The 15,186-nt window shown below is 75.2% G+C and carries 13 protein-coding genes; 5 read left to right on the top strand and 8 right to left on the bottom strand.

Annotated features, from left to right (window positions below; all coding sequences use genetic code 11):
- The first annotated feature begins 132 nt into the window (after positions 1–132).
- Genes MICAU_RS18955 through MICAU_RS18945 form a run of 3 tightly spaced genes read left to right on the top strand, consistent with a single transcriptional unit; the run spans position 133 to position 5,205 of the window.
- Positions 133–1,854 (top strand): ABC transporter transmembrane domain-containing protein, encoded by a 1,722-nt coding sequence (locus MICAU_RS18955; RefSeq protein ID WP_013286959.1) that lies wholly within the window; start codon positions 133–135, stop codon positions 1,852–1,854.
- Positions 1,851–3,647: an ABC transporter ATP-binding protein gene (locus MICAU_RS18950; protein WP_013286958.1), complete on the top strand. Its 1,797-nt coding sequence runs from the start codon at positions 1,851–1,853 to the stop codon at positions 3,645–3,647. The genes MICAU_RS18955 and MICAU_RS18950 overlap by 4 nt, the downstream gene beginning before the upstream one ends.
- Before the next feature lie 34 nt (positions 3,648–3,681).
- Positions 3,682–5,205, top strand: coding sequence for a class I SAM-dependent methyltransferase (locus tag MICAU_RS18945; protein ID WP_013286957.1), 1,524 nt, complete (start codon positions 3,682–3,684; stop codon positions 5,203–5,205).
- Positions 5,206–5,264: 59 nt separating this feature from the next.
- On the opposite strand, the gene MICAU_RS18940 is transcribed toward MICAU_RS18945, so the two are convergent.
- Genes MICAU_RS18940 through MICAU_RS18915 form a run of 6 tightly spaced genes read right to left on the bottom strand, consistent with a single transcriptional unit; the run spans position 5,265 to position 10,374 of the window.
- Entirely contained in the window at positions 5,265–5,966 is a 702-nt protein-coding gene (locus MICAU_RS18940; protein WP_013286956.1) for a LysE family translocator, read from the bottom strand.
- Positions 5,959–6,348 carry an avidin-fold protein gene (locus tag MICAU_RS18935; protein WP_013286955.1) on the bottom strand — a complete coding sequence of 130 codons (390 nt, stop codon included), beginning with the start codon at positions 6,346–6,348 and terminating at the stop codon, positions 5,959–5,961. Before MICAU_RS18935 ends, MICAU_RS18940 begins: the two co-directional genes overlap by 8 nt.
- Positions 6,339–7,598: a lysine N(6)-hydroxylase/L-ornithine N(5)-oxygenase family protein gene (locus MICAU_RS18930; protein WP_013286954.1), complete on the bottom strand. Its 1,260-nt coding sequence runs from the start codon at positions 7,596–7,598 to the stop codon at positions 6,339–6,341. Before MICAU_RS18930 ends, MICAU_RS18935 begins: the two co-directional genes overlap by 10 nt.
- Positions 7,595–8,641, bottom strand: a complete 1,047-nt coding sequence (locus tag MICAU_RS18925; RefSeq protein WP_013286953.1) for an NAD(P)/FAD-dependent oxidoreductase — start codon at positions 8,639–8,641, stop codon at positions 7,595–7,597. The genes MICAU_RS18930 and MICAU_RS18925 overlap by 4 nt, the downstream gene beginning before the upstream one ends.
- Positions 8,634–10,001 carry a class I tRNA ligase family protein gene (locus MICAU_RS18920; RefSeq protein WP_013286952.1) on the bottom strand — a complete coding sequence of 456 codons (1,368 nt, stop codon included), beginning with the start codon at positions 9,999–10,001 and terminating at the stop codon, positions 8,634–8,636. The genes MICAU_RS18925 and MICAU_RS18920 overlap by 8 nt, the downstream gene beginning before the upstream one ends.
- On the bottom strand, positions 9,994–10,374 hold the full coding sequence (locus tag MICAU_RS18915; RefSeq protein WP_013286951.1) for a cupin domain-containing protein: 381 nt from the start codon (positions 10,372–10,374) through the stop codon (positions 9,994–9,996). Before MICAU_RS18915 ends, MICAU_RS18920 begins: the two co-directional genes overlap by 8 nt.
- Before the next feature lie 315 nt (positions 10,375–10,689).
- On the opposite strand from MICAU_RS18915, the gene MICAU_RS18910 reads away from it, so the two are divergent.
- On the top strand, positions 10,690–11,598 hold the full coding sequence (locus tag MICAU_RS18910) for a helix-turn-helix domain-containing protein (RefSeq protein ID WP_221488056.1): 909 nt from the start codon (positions 10,690–10,692) through the stop codon (positions 11,596–11,598).
- A 23-nt stretch (positions 11,599–11,621) separates the two neighbouring features.
- On the opposite strand, the gene MICAU_RS18905 is transcribed toward MICAU_RS18910, so the two are convergent.
- The gene (locus MICAU_RS18905; RefSeq protein WP_013286949.1) at positions 11,622–12,296 is read right to left on the bottom strand and encodes a pyridoxamine 5'-phosphate oxidase family protein; all 675 of its coding nucleotides are present in this window, start codon (positions 12,294–12,296) and stop codon (positions 11,622–11,624) included.
- 29 nt (positions 12,297–12,325) lie between these two features.
- A complete protein-coding gene (gene pdxR, locus MICAU_RS18900) occupies positions 12,326–13,798 on the bottom strand; it encodes a MocR-like pyridoxine biosynthesis transcription factor PdxR (protein WP_013286948.1) in 1,473 nt (490 codons plus the stop codon).
- 46 nt (positions 13,799–13,844) lie between these two features.
- Between pdxR and MICAU_RS18895 the strand changes: the two genes are divergently transcribed.
- A complete protein-coding gene (locus MICAU_RS18895) occupies positions 13,845–15,152 on the top strand; it encodes an FAD-binding oxidoreductase (protein WP_244879623.1) in 1,308 nt (435 codons plus the stop codon).
- Positions 15,153–15,186: the final 34 nt, after the last annotated feature.

Here is a 15,186-nt window from a genome sequence, read left to right as displayed (position 1 = left end):
TCTCGGCCTGATCAACATTACCGGCGGTCACCGTGCCCCGCTGGCGGAGAGCGTGGTGAGCCGTGCCACCCGACTCGGCCACCGAGGCTGAGGTTAGGCTGTCCTCACTTCGATCACTGGAGGCATCCCCTCGTGTCCCCGCTCCCCGCCGGCGGCGCCGTCACGGCCCGGTACGTGCTGCGTCAGGCATTGCGCCGCCAGCGACGGCCGGTGCTGATCGGCGTCACGCTGCTCGGCCTGCACCAGGTCGCCGAGGCGCTCGTGCCGGTGGCGATCGGCGTCATCATCGACCGCGCCGTGGTGACCGGTGACCCGTGGGCGCTGGCGTACTCGGTCGCCGGCCTCGCGGCCCTGTTCGCCGTGCTCGCGTTCGCCTACCGCAACGGCGCCCGCCAGGCGTTCGCGGCGGTGGAGCGGGAGGCGCACCTGCTGCGGGTGGAGATCGCCGAGCGCGCGCTCGACCCGCGCGGACACCGTTCCGGCCTGCGCGACGGCGAACTGCTCTCGGTCGCCGCCTCCGACGCCGAACTCTCCGCGCTCGTGGTGCGGGTCGCCGGATTCGGTGTCGCCGCGGTGACCGCGCTGACCGTCGCGGCGACCGCGCTGCTGGTCATCGACATCCCCCTCGGGCTCGGCGTGCTCGTCGGCGTACCGGTGCTGGTCCTCGTACTGCAACGGATGGCGCCGCTGCTGTCCCGGCGCAGCACCTCCCAGCAGGAGGCCCTCGCGGAGACCACGGCGCTCGCCGTGGACCTCGTCTCCGGCCTGCGCGTGCTGCGCGGCATCGGCGCCCAGCACCACGCCGCCGGCCGGTACGCCGCCGCCAGCCGCAACGCGCTCGCGGTGACGCTGCGCGCCGCCAACACCAAGGGACTGCATCTCGGGCTCACCACCGCCGCCAACGGCCTGTTCCTCGCGGCGGTCGCCGGGGTGGCCGGCTGGCTCGCCCTGCGCGGCCGGCTCACCATCGGCGAGCTGGTCACAGTGGTCGGACTCGCGCAGTTCGTGGCCGAGCCGGTGCAGACCATGGGCTGGTGCGTGCAACTGTTCGCGATGGCCCGCGCCTCCGCCGCCCGGGTGGTGCGCGTGCTCGGCGCCGAGCCGCTGACCCGGCCCGGCGACGCGTCGGCGCCGGCCCACCCGGACGGGCCACGGCTGGCCCTCGACGACGTCGGGCACGCCGGACTGGACGGGGTGAACCTGCGCGTCGGCCCCGGCGAGGTGGTGGGCGTGCTCGCGTACGACCCGGCCGACGCCGAAGCGCTGGTGGCGCTGCTGTCCGGGCGGGTGTCGCCGGACGCGTGCCGGGGCACCGTGCGTGTCGACGGCGTGCCCGCCGACGACCTGCACGTCGACGCGCTGCGCGGCACCGTGCTCGTCGAGCCGCACGACGTGACGCTCTTCGAGGGCACGGTGGCGGCCAACCTCGCCGCCGGCGCCCCGGCCGACCAGGCGCGGCTGCACGCCGCCGTCCGGGCGGCCGCGGCCCAGGACGTCGTGGACGCACACCCCGGCGGCCTCGACCACCGGCTCGTCGAGCGGGGCGCGAACCTCTCCGGCGGCCAGCGCCAGCGGCTCGGGCTGGCCCGGGCGCTGCACGCCGACCCGCCCGTGCTGGTGCTGCACGATCCCACCACCGCTGTCGACGCCGCCACCGAGGCGCAGCTCGCCGACGGACTGGCCGAAACGCGCCGGGTGGGGCCCCGGGGCACCCTGCTGATCACCAGCAGCCCGGCCCTGCTGCGGATCACCGACCGGGTGGTGGTGATCGCCGACGGCCGGGTGGCCGCCGAGGGACCGCACGAGCACCTGCTGGCCTCCGACGCCCGCTACCGCGAGGAGACACTGCGGTGACCGCTGACCCGCGTACCGCCGAACCCGGCCGGACGTTGCTGCCTGTCGCGTCCGCCCGGCAGACCTGGACGACGCTCGGCGCCCAGTTCCGCGCCCGGCCCGGCCTCAGCGCCGCCGCGGCGACCGTGCTCGTCGTCGCCGCCGCGGGTGGCCTGGTCGCGCCCTGGGTGCTCGGCCGCCTGGTCGACGACGTCATCGCCGACGCCCCGGTCTCCCGGATCGCCGGCCGGGTGGCGGTGATCGCCGGCGCCGCCGTGTTCACCGGCCTGCTCACGGCGCTCGGCGCCGCGCTCGCGTCCCGGCTCGGCGAGACGGTGCTGGCCCGGCTGCGCGAGCGCGTCCTCGACCGCGCGTTGCACCTGCCGTCCGCGACGCTGGAGCGGGCCGGCACCGGCGACCTGCTGGCCCGCGTCGGCGACGACGTGGCGGTGGTGACGAACGTGATCGCGGTGAGCGGCCCGGCGTTCGTCGGCGCGCTGCTGTCGGTGGTGCTCACCGTGTTCGGGCTGGTCGCGCTGGACTGGCGGCTCGGCCTCGCCGGGCTGCTAGCAGCGCCCGCGTACGCGCTGGCGCTGCGCTGGTACCTGCGGCGCTCCGCGCCCTACTACGCCCGCGAGCGGGTCGCCACCGGCGAGCGGACGCAGGCGATGGCCGGCGCGCTGCGCGGCGCGGCGACGGTGCGCGCGTACCGGACCGAGGACGCGCACGTGGCAGCCATCGCCGAGCGGTCCGGCGTGGCGCGCGACCTGTCGCTGGAGATCTTCAACCTGCACACCCGCTTCGGGCTGCGGATCAACAGGTCGGAGTTCCTCGGCCTGGCCGCCGTGCTCGTGGCCGGGTTCTTCCTGGTCCGCGACGACCTGGTAACCGTCGGCGCGGCGACCACCGCCGCGCTCTACTTCCACCGCCTGTTCAACCCGATCGGCCTGCTGCTGCTGGAGTCCGACTCGGTGCTGCAGGCCGGCGCGAGCCTCGCCCGGCTGGTCGGCGTGGCAGACCTGCCCGACACCGGCCCGGCCACCGCCTCCGGCCCGGCCGCCCCGCCCGCCAGCCCGCGCGGCCCGGCCGCGCTGGACGTCACGGTGCGCCGGCACCACTACGACGACGGGCCGCTGGTGCTCGCCGACGTCGAACTGCGCCTGGCGCCGGGGGAGCGGGTCGCGCTGGTCGGCGCCAGCGGCGCGGGCAAGAGCACGCTCGCCGGCATCGCCGCCGGGATCATCGCGCCCACCGACGGATCGGTACGCCTCGACGGCGCGCCGCTGACCGGGACGGGCGAGGCCACGTCCCGGCGCGACGTGGCACTGGTCAGCCAGGAGGTGCACGTCTTCGCCGGGCCGCTCGCCGAGGACCTGCGCCTGGCCGCACCGGACGCGACCGACGCCGAGCTGCTCGACGCGCTGGAACGGGTCGGCGCCACCACCTGGCTGCGTGCCCTGCCGGACGGGCTGGCGACGCCGGTGGGCGAGGGCGGCCACCGGCTCACCGCCGCGCAGGCCCAGCAGGTGGCCCTGGCCCGGCTGGTGCTCACCGCGCCGGCCGTCGCCGTGCTGGACGAGGCGACAGCCGAGGCCGGCAGCGCCGGGGCCCGCGACCTGGACCGGGCGGCCCTCGCGGCCACGCAGGGGCGGACCACGCTGATCGTGGCGCACCGGCTCAGCCAGGCGGTGAGCGCGGACCGGATCGTCGTGCTCGACCACGGCCGGATCGTGGAGCAGGGCACGCACGAGGAGCTGCTGGCCGCCGACGGCCGGTACGGCCATCTCTGGCGTTCCTGGCGCGTCCCGGTATGATCACCGACCGCTGCACCGCCCAGGCGAGGTGACCATGACCGACCTGCCGACCCGCTTCGTGCTGTTCCCGGGGCGGCACCACCTGCTGACCCGGTTCCAGGCCGACTACCTGCGCCGGCTCGCCGGCGACGAGGCCACAGTGGTCTGGGCGGTGACGTCAGCCAACCACGAGAACACCAGGCGCAACCCCGTCGCGTACCACAGGCGGGAGGCCGCGATCGAGCGGTTCAGCGTGCTCAGCGGGCTGCGCTCGCTGGCCGTGCCGATCTTCGACACCGCGTACACCGACGCGTTCGCCGAGGTCACGCTCAAGAGCATCGCGGTGGCCACCGGGCTCGAACTCACGCCCGCCGACACGGTGGTGGCCTGCTCCACCCCGGAGGTCGCCAAGCTGTACGAGCGCCTCGGCTTCGGGATCGCGCTGGTCGAGGCCGATCCGGACCTGCCCGGGACGCCGGAACGGCCGTGGGACGTGCTGCTGCGCCTGGCCGCCGGCGACGAGAGCTGGCGGACGCTCACCCACCCGGCGACGATCGACGTGTTCGAGCGCTACCGCCTGGTCGAGGCGATCCGGTCGGTGGTGAACGACCCGCTCGTCGGCGACGAGGGCGGCCTCACCGTGACCCGCGACTACCGCACCTACGTGGAGGCGTTCGCCTCGGCCGCCCAACGCAAGTGGGACTCGGTGCGCCGGTACGTGCAGCCCGGACGCATCGTGGACATCGGCTGCGGCGCGGGCGCGGTCCTGGAGCTGGCCGACCGGGAGGCCGCGCTGCGCGAGAGCGACCTGATCGGTGTGGAGGTGGCCCGCCACCTCTACCAGGAGTGCCTGCACAAGAAGGCGCAGGGCGTGTTCCGCAACGCCAACGTGTACTTCTTCCACCGCAACGTCCTCGGCGGCGCGGTGTTCAAGGACCGGTCGGTGGACACCACGCTCACCTTCGCGCTGACCCACGAGATCTGGTCGTACGGGCGGCAGCGGGAGTCGCTACTCCAGTTCGCCCGCCGCATCCACGACCACACGGTGCCCGGCGGTGTCTGGCTCAACAGCGACGTGTGCGGGCCGGACGAGCCGGACCGGCCGGTGATCCTGCGGCTGACCACCGACGACGGGGACAACCCCGCCTCGCCGCGCCGGGATCTCGCCGACCTGACCTCGGCCGAGGTCCGGCGGTACGTCTCCGGACTGTCGACGCGGGCCCGGCTGGACCAGTTCGCCGTGGACTTCGCGTTCGGCTTCGCGTACGAGCCGCTGGCCGACGGCGCGGTACGTCTCGGCCTGGGCGCGGCGATGGACTACCTGACCCGCAAGGACTACACCGACAACTGGCTGTCGGAGACCAGGGAGCAGTTCTGCGGCCTGAGCTTCGCCGACTGGACGGAGCTGCTCACCGAGGCCGGTTTCGAGATCGGCCCCGCCTCGGCGCCGGTCCGCAACGACTGGGTGATCGACAACCGGATCGCGCCCGTCGCGTCCCTGACCGACCTGGACGGCCGGCCGCTGGACTGGCCGACCACCCACGTCCTCACCGTCGCCCACCGCCCGCGCAACGCCTGACATCACGAGCGCCCGCCGGACCGGCTGGACGGCCGGGCCGGCGGGCGCCGTGATGCAGGTCAGTGGCTCAGCGCGATCCGTACCGCCAGGACGATCAGGATCAGCCCGGTCAGCCGTTCGATCACCAGCAGCACCGACGGCCGGGTCAGCCAGGGCTGCAACCGGTCGATGAGCAGGATGTAGCAGGCCCACCAGAGCACGGCGAGGCCGATGAACGTGGCGGCCAGCACCGCCGTACGGGCCGCCGCGCCGTCGCCGGGCTTGACGAACTGCGGCACGAACGAGACGTAGAAGACGACCACCTTGACGTTCAGCAGCTGGCTGGTGACGCCCATGACGAACGAGCGCCGGGCCACGTGCGGCTCGTCGGCGGCCACCGTCTCCGGCGCGGCGACCGGGCCGGTGTCCGCGTCCGGCCCGGGGCCGCCCGCGCCCACGGTGACCGGCTGCGCGGCCGGGGCGGTCGCGCGTCGTGGCCGGGTGGCCCAGAGGATGGTGCCGCCCAGGTAGAGCAGGTACAGCGCGCCGGCCACCCGCAGCACCGTGTAGAGCGCCGGCGAGGACACCAGCAGGGCGGACAGGCCGGCGGTGGCGAGCGAGGCGTGCACCAGGGCGGCGGCGAACAGCCCGGCCAGCACCACGAACCCGGCCCGCCGCCCGTACCGCACGGTCTGCCGGGTGACCAGGGCGAAGTCGACGCCCGGCACGATGATGATGAGCAGGCTCGCCGCGACGAAGCTGACGATCTGGATGTCAGACACGCTGCTCCTCCCTCGCCTCGGCGCGGGCCGGGGCGGCCTCCTCGATGACGGAGACGCCGCTGTCGCGGCGCGGCCCGTGCCGGCGCCACTGCTCGCGCAGCCGGATCCGGCCGTCCGGCAGCCGCTCGGGCCGCGACTCGCACTCGCCGACCACGATGCTGCCGTCGGTGAGCACCTCCACGTACGCGAAACGCACCACGCCCTGCGCGTCGCAGGTGCCGGCGAGCCGTCCGTGCCGTACCGGGCCGCCGGAGATCTCCGCCCAGACCAGGTCGCCGCGCTGGTGGTAGTGCCCCCGCAGCTGATCGGCGTCACCGGCGTGGTCGACGGAGACGAAGATCCGGTCGTCGTAGTCGAACGATGTCATCGCGCTCACGCCCATCGGGTGCTCAGGTAGTCGTCGCGGAACCGGCAGACCGTGCGGCCGGCGATCGAGTTGAGGATCATCGCGCTGCGGATCGGCAGGATGCTCAGGTTGGAGTCGACGAGCCCCTGGACGTACCGCCCCCGGTTCAGCACGAAGATCTTGTGGTCGTCGGCGTGCTTCCACCGGATCGAGTAGTCCGACTCGATGACCGGCTCACCGCGCTCGTCCAGGTCGATTAGCGCGGTCAGCTCCGGGTCGAAGGGCAGCGGCGCCTGCCGGCGTCCCGCCGCGACGACGAGGTTCACCGCCCGGTGCCGTTCCTCGCCGCTGCCGGCCGTCAGGCACTCCAGCTCGACCTCCCCGTCGAGCTGCCGGGCGCCGGTCACGGTACGGCTCGGCATGATCGTCACCGGGAACCGGCCGGTGCGCAGCCGCTCCTCGTAGTTGTGCTGGTAGACGCCGCGCAACGTGCCCGGGGAGATGCCGTCGCTGGTCAGGATCTGACCGGAGACGAGCCGTTCCCGCACGTCCCGGGACAGGGTGAGGAACGCCTCCTGGTAGGCGGGCCGGTACAGGTCGTTCGCCGACGGGGAGTCCTCCAGCGGGGCGAACCACGACCGCCGCCCGATCCACCTGATGTCGCGGCACCCGCGGGCGAGCAGCGCCGCGACGCACTCGGCGCTGGTCTGGCCGCTGCCGATCACGATCCACGGCAGGTCCGGCTCGTCCGGCACCGTGGCGAGGCGCTGGTGCAGCTCGTCGGCGACGAACAGGTGCCGCGGGTCGAGGGCGTCCAGGAACTCCGGTACGAAGGGGACGGTCCCGCTGCCGAGCACCAGGTGCCGGGAGCGGGCGACCTCCGCACCGCCGCTGCGGCTGACCAGCGCGCCGTCGAACTCGACCCGGTCGACGCGGGTGCCGTACGTGATGCGCGGCAGCCGGCCCGCCGCCCACACCAGGTACTGCTGGTACTCGATCCGGGGGATGGTGTCGAACCCGGCGCCCAGCAGGGCGTACACCCGGCCGGTGGTGACCAGGTAGTTGAGGAACGACAGCGGGTGGGTCGGGTCGTAGAGCGAGACCAGGTCCTTGACCCAGCCGGTCTGCATGCGGACGCCGCTGTGCAGCATCCCGTCGTGCCAGCCCGGCTGGTCGCGGGCCTCGAACAGCGCGATGTCGTGCGGCGCGAGGGTGTCGTACATCGCCGCGAGGCTCAGGTTCGCCGGCCCGGCGCCGATTCCCACTGTGTGAAAGGTCTGCGTCATGAGTCTGCCTCTGTCTGGCCGTGGGGGACAGGGATCGCGGTTCGGGTGTTCAGCAGGGCGGTGGCGGCGAGCCGGCTGGCGGCCAGGACGGTCTTGGCGGCGCCGCCGCTGCCGCCGGTGAAGGTGTGCACCGCACCGGACACGTGGCGCAGGGCCAGCCCGGCGGGTTCGCTGTAGCAGTCGGTGGCGCTCACCGGCGGGCCGGCCGGTCGCGGGTCCAGGCCGGGCAGCCGCCGTGCCGCCACGGTCAGGACCCGTGCCGCCAGTGCGGCGTCCGGCTCGGGGGACGGCGGGTCGACGTCCCACCTGTCGCTGGGCAGCCCGAGCAGCACCCGCCTCGGACCGGCCGGCCGGCCGTAGAGGCCGCTGGTCTCGTCCACGAAGCACGGCAGCTCGGCGACGCCGGTGACGTGGTGGGCGTACTGGATGTGCTTGGTGCGCAGCGAGGTCGGCAGCCCGGCGGCGCGCAGCAGACGCGGGGTCCAGGCCCCGGCGGCCACGACGACGAGGTCGCCGGTGAGCCGGCGGCCGTCGCGCAGCTCGACCACGCGGTCGTCGAGGCGGCCCACCGGTGCCGTCTCGGTCCGGCCGAGGCCACGCAGGACGGTCCGGCGCAGCCGGTCCGGGTCCAGGTAGCCGGCCCGGTCCTCCCAGATCCCCACCGTGCCGTCCGGGAGCCCGGCGAAGCCGAACCGGTCGGCGACCTCGGCCCGGGTCAGCACCTCGGCGCCGTCCACGCCGGCCGCCGCCCGGGCGTCGAGCAGGTAGAGCGAGCCGGTCCGCCGCCACCCGGCCGCTGTCGCGAGGGACGGATCGGCCATCAGTTCGGCGAGGCTCGCGGCGGCGAGGGACCGGGCGGCCGGGTCGGGCTCGAAGGCACGCATCAGTCCGCCGGACGCGGCCGTCGCGTCGGCGGGCCGCCCGGCCGCGCCGCCGCCGTGCGGGCCGATCAGGACCGCGTCGGCGCCCGCGTCCCGCAGCCGCCGGGCGAGCAGGACGCCACTGATGCCCGCGCCGACGACGAGCACGCGCGGCTCACCCATCCGAACCCGCCGGTTCCGCGCCGCCGACGACGCCGAGCAGCCGGGCCGCCCGCTCCGGCGCACCGGGGTACGCGGCCAGCGCCGCCCGGACCGCGGTGGCGGGGTCGAAGTGCTCCAGCCGCAGCGCCTGCTCGCCGCGCGTCAGTTCGGTGTCGGCCAGCACGCCGTCCAGGCCGGCGGTGGTGCCGGCCAGGGTCGCGGCGTACCGGGCGGCGAACGCCTCGTACGCCTCCGGGCGGAAGTCCGACTCGTAGCTGTCCGGCCGGTCCCAGCTCAGGAACGCCCGTACCACAGCCGGGTCCTCGGTGGCCAGGAACTCGTGCGCCCAGATCGCGTGCTCGCGGCTGGTGGAGAACTTGGCGCCGGTGAGCCGGTAGAACTCGTTGACGACCAGCCCGGTCGGCCGGTCGGGCAGCCCGGCGGCCAGGTGCAGGGCCGGGATGAGCAGCGCGTAGTAGAACGCGTTGTCGACCCCGAGGAAGATCCACTGCTCGTCCACGTCCCGCCACGCGTCCAGGTACCCGGCCAGCGTGTCCGCGTCCGGCCGCAGGTGGCGGGCGGGCAGCACCAGGTTGGCCAGGGCCATCTCCGCCCAGACGTCGATGCGCAGGCCGTCGTCCCACTCGATGCCCCAGTCCGTCGGGTACGCCAGCGGCACCTCCGGCAGCCCGCCGTCCAGGTACGACGCGACGAGGCGCCGCAGCCGGGGCGGCAGCACCGCACGGGACCAGAACTCGGCGAGCCGCTCCCGGTGCTCGTCGAGCCGCAGCACCGGGACCGTGCGGGTGACCGGTTCGGGTGCGGCGTCGCAGCAGGTCGACCGCGCGCCGGCCAGGTTCGCGGCGGTGCAGAACCCGCCACAGCCCTCGCAGGTGCCGCCGTTCGCGCCGGCGCCGCAGGCCGGGCAGCGCCCGGCGACCCGGACGTGGTGCAGGGTCCGCCCGCAGGCCGCGCACGCGCGCAGCGACACCGGGGCGACCTCCACCACCTTCGCCTCCACCAGTTCGGTGAGCAGGCTCGCGACCGCCCGGCGGTAGCCCTCGTCGGCCAGCGGGTCGGCCATGACGTCGTACCGGATGCGCGCGGCGCGCAGCGCGGCGTGGATCGACGACCCGTACCGGGCGACGGTGTCCGCCGGGGTCTCGCCCAGCGCCTCCGCCCGGGCGGGCACGTAGTTCTGGTGCGCGTCCAGCCCGCACTGGGTCACCACCCGCCGGCCGGCGGCACGCAGCGCGCGGGCCGCGACGTCCCCGGCGACGTACGGGCCGCTGAGGTGCCCGAGGTGCAGCGGCCCGTTCGGCGTCGGTGGCGGCGTCACCACCAGCACCACGCCGGAGGACGTGGCCGCCCCGTCAGTCACGGCCGGCTCCGTCGTCCGCGCCGGCCTGCGCCGCGTCGTCGGGCCGGGGCATCCAGTAGATGCTGAGGATGGTGAGCGGCTGCTCCGGCGAGGGGTTGTGGATGACGTGGCTCTGCTCGGGTTCGAGCAGGATCACGCCACCGGTCGGCACCTCGACCTTCTCGCCGCCCGCCTCGTAGATGGCCGTGCCGCGGGTCACCACGGCGAACTCGACCTCGGGGTGGACGTCCTCGCTGCTGCTGCCACCGGGCGGGATCACGCACCACATGGCGTCGAACGGCAACGGGCCGAGATCGCGGTACTGCGTCCAGCGGCCGATCCGGATGCCGTACTCGTCGGTGAGTTCGGCGGTGTCGCTGACGTACCTTCGCATGTTCGTCCTCCTGGTCGGCGCGCTGCCCGCCGGGCCCGCGCCGGACGGGTCTGAGGTTTGCGGAGAGTGACCGGAAGTGCTGCTTCTGCGACGCTGCACCGATGCCGGGAAGGGCCCGTCTCGTCGACCGTCGATTCGACTCCGGTCGATAGCGTCGGACCCACTGTGGACTTAACCTCGTCTGGCCAACAGGAGCTTCACCGGCAGATCACCGGCAATGTCGCTGCTGACTGCCCGCTCAGCGGCCTCGGCTTCGGTGGTCCACCGGCATGAATCCACCAGAACCGGTACGGAGACGACGCTGTGATCGGCTACATGGATACGTTGGGTCATGAAATCGCTACCGCGCGGCGACTGGCCAACCTGACACAGGAGGAGTTGGCCGCCCGCACCGGACTGAGCGTCCGGAGCATCCGCAACCTGGAGTCGTCGCGGGTGACCCGTCCGCGGCCCGCGACCGTCCGGCTGCTCCGTGAGGTCCTCGGCCTGCCCGCCCACCCGGCGTCCGCGGCCCGGATCCGCCCCATGCAACTACCGCTGGAGATTCCCGGCTTCACCGGCCGTTCCGCACAACTGCGGCAACTCGACCGGCTGCTCGACGGGGGACCGCGGCGGATGTCGAGCGTCGTCGTGTGCGTCCTGTCCGGCCGGTCCGGCATCGGCAAGACGGCGCTGGCGCTGCGCTGGGCGCACCGGTCGGCCGCCCGGTTCGCCGACGGGGTGCTGCACGTCCAGCTCGGCGGCAGCGACCCGGGAAGGGCGGCGGTGGCGCCGGCCGAGGCGCTCGGCGGTCTGATCGAGGCGCTCGACGTACCCGGCGGCGTCCCGTGCGGGCCGGCGGCGCGCACCGGGCTCTACCGCAGCGCGCTCGCCGGACGCCGGATGCTCATCGTGCTCGACGACGCCCGCGACGCCGACCAGGTACGGCCGCTGCTGCCCGGCGTACCCGGCTGCATGGTGGTCGTGACCAGCCGGGACCGCCTCACCGGCCTGGTCGTCGGCGAGGCCGCGTGCCCGGTCGTGGTCGACGAGCTGGCCGCCGGCGAGGCGTGGGACCTGCTGGCCGCCCGCCTCGGCGAGCGTCGCCTCACCGCCGAGCGCGCGGCGGTGCGGGAGATCATCGCGCACTGCGCCGGCGTACCCCGGGCGCTGGCTGTGGTGGCCGCCCGCGCGGCCGTCCAGCCCCGGCTGCCGCTGGCGGAGGTGGCCCGCCAGCTCCGGTAGACGGACCGGGCCCGCCCGGCCGGTCAGCCCTGGTCGGCGCGGGTGCCGTCGCGCGCGGCGACGTGCGCCGGCACCGGCGTCGCCGGCGGCAGCGCCGGGTCGGTCACCGGCTGCTGCCAGCGCGCGACCAGCGGAAGCTCGCCGGCCCAGAGCCCGAGGGCGGCGTCCGGGCCGTCGCCGTCGTCCGGCGGGCCGCTGCGCGTCTTGACCGACGCCTCGGCCAGCGGAAGCGCCAGCAGCGCGGTGGCCGCCAGCTCCCGCCGGTTCGGGCGGCGGGCGTGGTCCCACTGGCCGGGGGCCACGTGCTCGGTCAGCAGCCGCAGGCCGTACAGCTTCTCCTCGGCGTCGGTCACCCACCGGGGCCGGCCGTAGACCATCGCGCTGCGGTAGTTGATCCCGTGCTCGAACACCGAGCGCGCCAGGACCAGGCCGTCGACCACTGTGACCGTGACGCAGACCTCGGCGTCGGTGGTGAGGCTCCGGCTGGCCACCGAGCCGTGCAGGTAGAGGTGCCGGTCGTCGAAGCCGTAGACGGTCGGCACCACCATCGGGCCGCCGTCGACCAGCACGCCCAGATGGCAGACGAAGGCGGCCCGGAGCACGTCGAACAGGGCGGCGCGGTCGCGGTGCCCCTTCTCCTTCATCCGGCGCAGCGTCGTACGCGGCGTCGCGGACAACCGTCCGTCGGTATCGGTCATGGCTGATTCTCCTGTCGGTCCCGCCGTTTCTACCGGGTCGGGCCGCGGTCCTCAAGGGCCGGCCCGCCGGGCCGGTGGGGGAGCGGGTCCGGGGGAAGGATCCGGCACAGCGCCTCCAGCGCGGCGGCGTACGCGTGCTCGGGCGGCGTGGCGTAGCCGACCACGAGGCCGTCGAGGGCGGGCATGGTGGCGTCCGGGTGGCGGAAACCGGCCAGCCCGTCGAGCGCGATCGACTGAGCGGCGGCGGCCTCGACCACCTGGCGCTCGGTGCCCGCGGGCAGGCGCAGCACGGCGTGCAGCCCGGCGGCGACGCCGGTCGGCGTGACGTGCGGGGCGCGGGCGGCGAGCGCGGCGACGAGACGGTCGCGGCGGGCGCGGTACCGCTGCCGCATCCGGCGCACGTGCCGGTCGTACCGGCCGGAGTCGAGGAAGTCGGCGAGGGTGAGCTGGTCCGTCACGCCCGCCCACGCCTCCCGCTCACCCTTGGCGTCCAGCACCGGGCCGACGAGCCGTTCGGGCAGCACCATCCAGCCCAGACGCAGCGCGGGGGAGAGGCTCTTGCTCACCGAGCCCAGGTAGACCACGCGCTCCGGGGCCAGGCCCTGCACCGCGCCGACCGGATCCCGGTCGTACCGGAACTCGCCGTCGTAGTCGTCCTCCAGCACCAGTCCGTCCCGGCCCTCCGCCCACCCCAGCGCGGCGAGGCGCCGCCGGGGATGCAGCGGCCCGCCGGTGGGGAACTGGTGCGCGGGCGTGAGCAGCGCCGCCCGTACCCCGGCGAGGTCGGTCAGCTCCCCGGTGCGGGCGCCGTCCGCGTCGAGCGTGAGCGGGACGGTGCGGACGCCTGCCGCCGCCAGGACCGCGCGGTGGAACGCGAGGCCGTAGGACTCCACCGCCAGCGGTCCGCGCAGAACCCGGCCACCGAAGAGCAGGCGCAGCGCGTGCGCGACACCCGAACACACCACGATCCGGTCCGGGGTGGTGCGGACACCCCGCGCCCGCGCCAGGTACCCGGCCAGTGCCCGGCGCAGCTCCGGGCGGCCCCGCGGGTCGCCCGGCCCGAACGCCTCGTTCGGCGCGGCGGTCAGGGCGCGGCGCGTGGACGCCAGCCACGCGGCGCGCGGGAAGGAGGCGGCATCCGGCTGCCCCTGCCGCAGGTGGTGCACGGCCGGGGCCGGACGCGCGGGCGTCTGCCTCGGGACGCGGGCGACCCGGGCGGGCTCGGCGCGCGGCGCCACCCGCGTCCCGGAGCCCTGCCGGGCGACCAGCCATCCCTCGGCCACCAGCTCGGCGTACGCGGCGGCGACGGTGTTGCGGGCCAGGCCGAGGTCGGCGGCGAGGGACCGGTACGGCGGCAGGAGGGTGCCGGCGGCCAGTCTCCCGTCCCGGACGGCGTCGCGCAGCGCGCGGATGAGCGCGGACCGGCGGCCGCCGGCGCCGGACAGTTCCAGATGCAGGTCGCTGCCGAGCCGTCGCGCCGGATTGGCCCACGAATCCGTCATGCGAATGCACCCTAGTCCGGGTCTTTTCCGACCCTAGTGTGGGCTCATGGACACGATCATGAACGCCCCGCACCCGCTGCGCTCCACCGTCCGGGGCCGGGTCCTGCTGCCGGGGGACGAAGGGTTCGAGGTGGCCGGCCGGGCCTGGAACCTGACCGTCGCGCAGTCACCGGCGGCGGTGGTCGAGGCCGCCGACGCGGACGACGTCGCCGCGCTCGTCCGGTACGCCCGCCCGGCCGGACTGAGCATCGCCGTGCAGCCCAACGGGCACGGTGCCACCGGCCGCGCCGACGGCGCGATCCTGCTGCGGACCGGCCGCCTGGACACCGTGGAGATCGACCCGGCCGCCCGCCGGGCCCGGGTCGGCGCGGGTGTGCCGTCCGGCCGGCTCCAGGCCGCCGCCGCGCCGTACGGGCTCACCGGGCTGCCCGGCAGCTCCCCCGTGGTCAGCGTGACCGGGGTGGCGCTCGGCGGCGGGCTGAGCTGGTTCGGCCGCGCGTACGGCTGGGTGTCCGACGCGGTCACCGCGTTCGACGTCGTGGACGCCGAGGCGCGGCACCGGCGCGTCACCGCCGAGACCGACCCCGACCTGTTCTGGGCGCTGCGCGGCGGTGGCGGAGACTTCGCGATCGTCACCGCGCTCGAAATCGCGCTGCACCCCGCGCCGGAGCTGTACGGCGGACGCATGATGTGGGCGGCGGCGCACGCGCCGGACGTGCTGCGGGCGTTCCGGCGGATCACCGCCACCGCGCCCGAGGAGCTGACCGTCTGGATGGACCTGCTGCACCTCCCCGGCGCCGACCCGATGGTGGCCCTCGACGTCACCCATCTCGGCGACGGGACCGGGGCGCGGGACCTGCTCGCACCGCTGGACCGGTTGCCCGCGCCGATCTCCGACAGCAGGCGGATCATGCCGGTCACCGAACTCGGCGGCATCACGGCTGAACCCACCGCCCCCAGCCCCGGCATCTCCCGCGCCGAACTGCTGACCCGCCTCGACGACGACGCGGCCGGGGCGCTGCTGGCCGACCCGATCGCCCCGCTGCTGAGCGTCCAGCTCCGGCACCTGGGCGGCGCCCTCGCCCGGTACTCCGACAGCCCGCACGGCCCGCTCACCGAGCCGTACGCGCTCTACCTGTTCGGCGTCGCCACCGACCCGGCGGCGGTCACGGCGCGGCAGCGGGCCCTGGCCGCCGCCCTGCCGGTCAGCGGGCGCAAGCCGGTGACCTTCCTCAACCCGGACGAGACGGTGGCCGACGCGTTCACCCCCGCCGTCCTGACCCGGCTCCGGGCGGTCAAGCGCCGCCACGACCCGGACGGCCTCGTCCGGTCCAACTTCCCGGTGGCCGGCTGACGCCCCGGGGCGCGACCCGGTCAGGCCGGGGGGT

Origin of the sequence: Micromonospora aurantiaca ATCC 27029, from assembly GCF_000145235.1 — a bacterium.
GTDB lineage: Bacteria > Actinomycetota > Actinomycetes > Mycobacteriales > Micromonosporaceae > Micromonospora > Micromonospora aurantiaca.
This window is presented reverse-complemented; position numbering and strand designations above follow the sequence as displayed.

Excerpts from the sequence above, each read along its gene's own strand:
- MICAU_RS18945 (WP_013286957.1), top strand. The coding sequence starts at position 3,682 with ATGACCGACCTGCCGACCCGCTTCGTGCTGTTCCCGGGGCGGCACCAC.
- MICAU_RS18935 (WP_013286955.1), bottom strand. The coding sequence starts at position 6,348 with ATGGGCGTGAGCGCGATGACATCGTTCGACTACGACGACCGGATCTTC.
- MICAU_RS18930 (WP_013286954.1), bottom strand. The coding sequence starts at position 7,598 with ATGACGCAGACCTTTCACACAGTGGGAATCGGCGCCGGGCCGGCGAAC.
- MICAU_RS18925 (WP_013286953.1), bottom strand. The coding sequence starts at position 8,641 with ATGGGTGAGCCGCGCGTGCTCGTCGTCGGCGCGGGCATCAGTGGCGTC.
- MICAU_RS18915 (WP_013286951.1), bottom strand. The coding sequence starts at position 10,374 with ATGCGAAGGTACGTCAGCGACACCGCCGAACTCACCGACGAGTACGGC.
- MICAU_RS18910 (WP_221488056.1), top strand. The coding sequence starts at position 10,690 with ATGGATACGTTGGGTCATGAAATCGCTACCGCGCGGCGACTGGCCAAC.
- MICAU_RS18905 (WP_013286949.1), bottom strand. The coding sequence starts at position 12,296 with ATGACCGATACCGACGGACGGTTGTCCGCGACGCCGCGTACGACGCTG.
- pdxR (WP_013286948.1), bottom strand. The coding sequence starts at position 13,798 with ATGACGGATTCGTGGGCCAATCCGGCGCGACGGCTCGGCAGCGACCTG.
- MICAU_RS18895 (WP_244879623.1), top strand. The coding sequence starts at position 13,845 with ATGGACACGATCATGAACGCCCCGCACCCGCTGCGCTCCACCGTCCGG.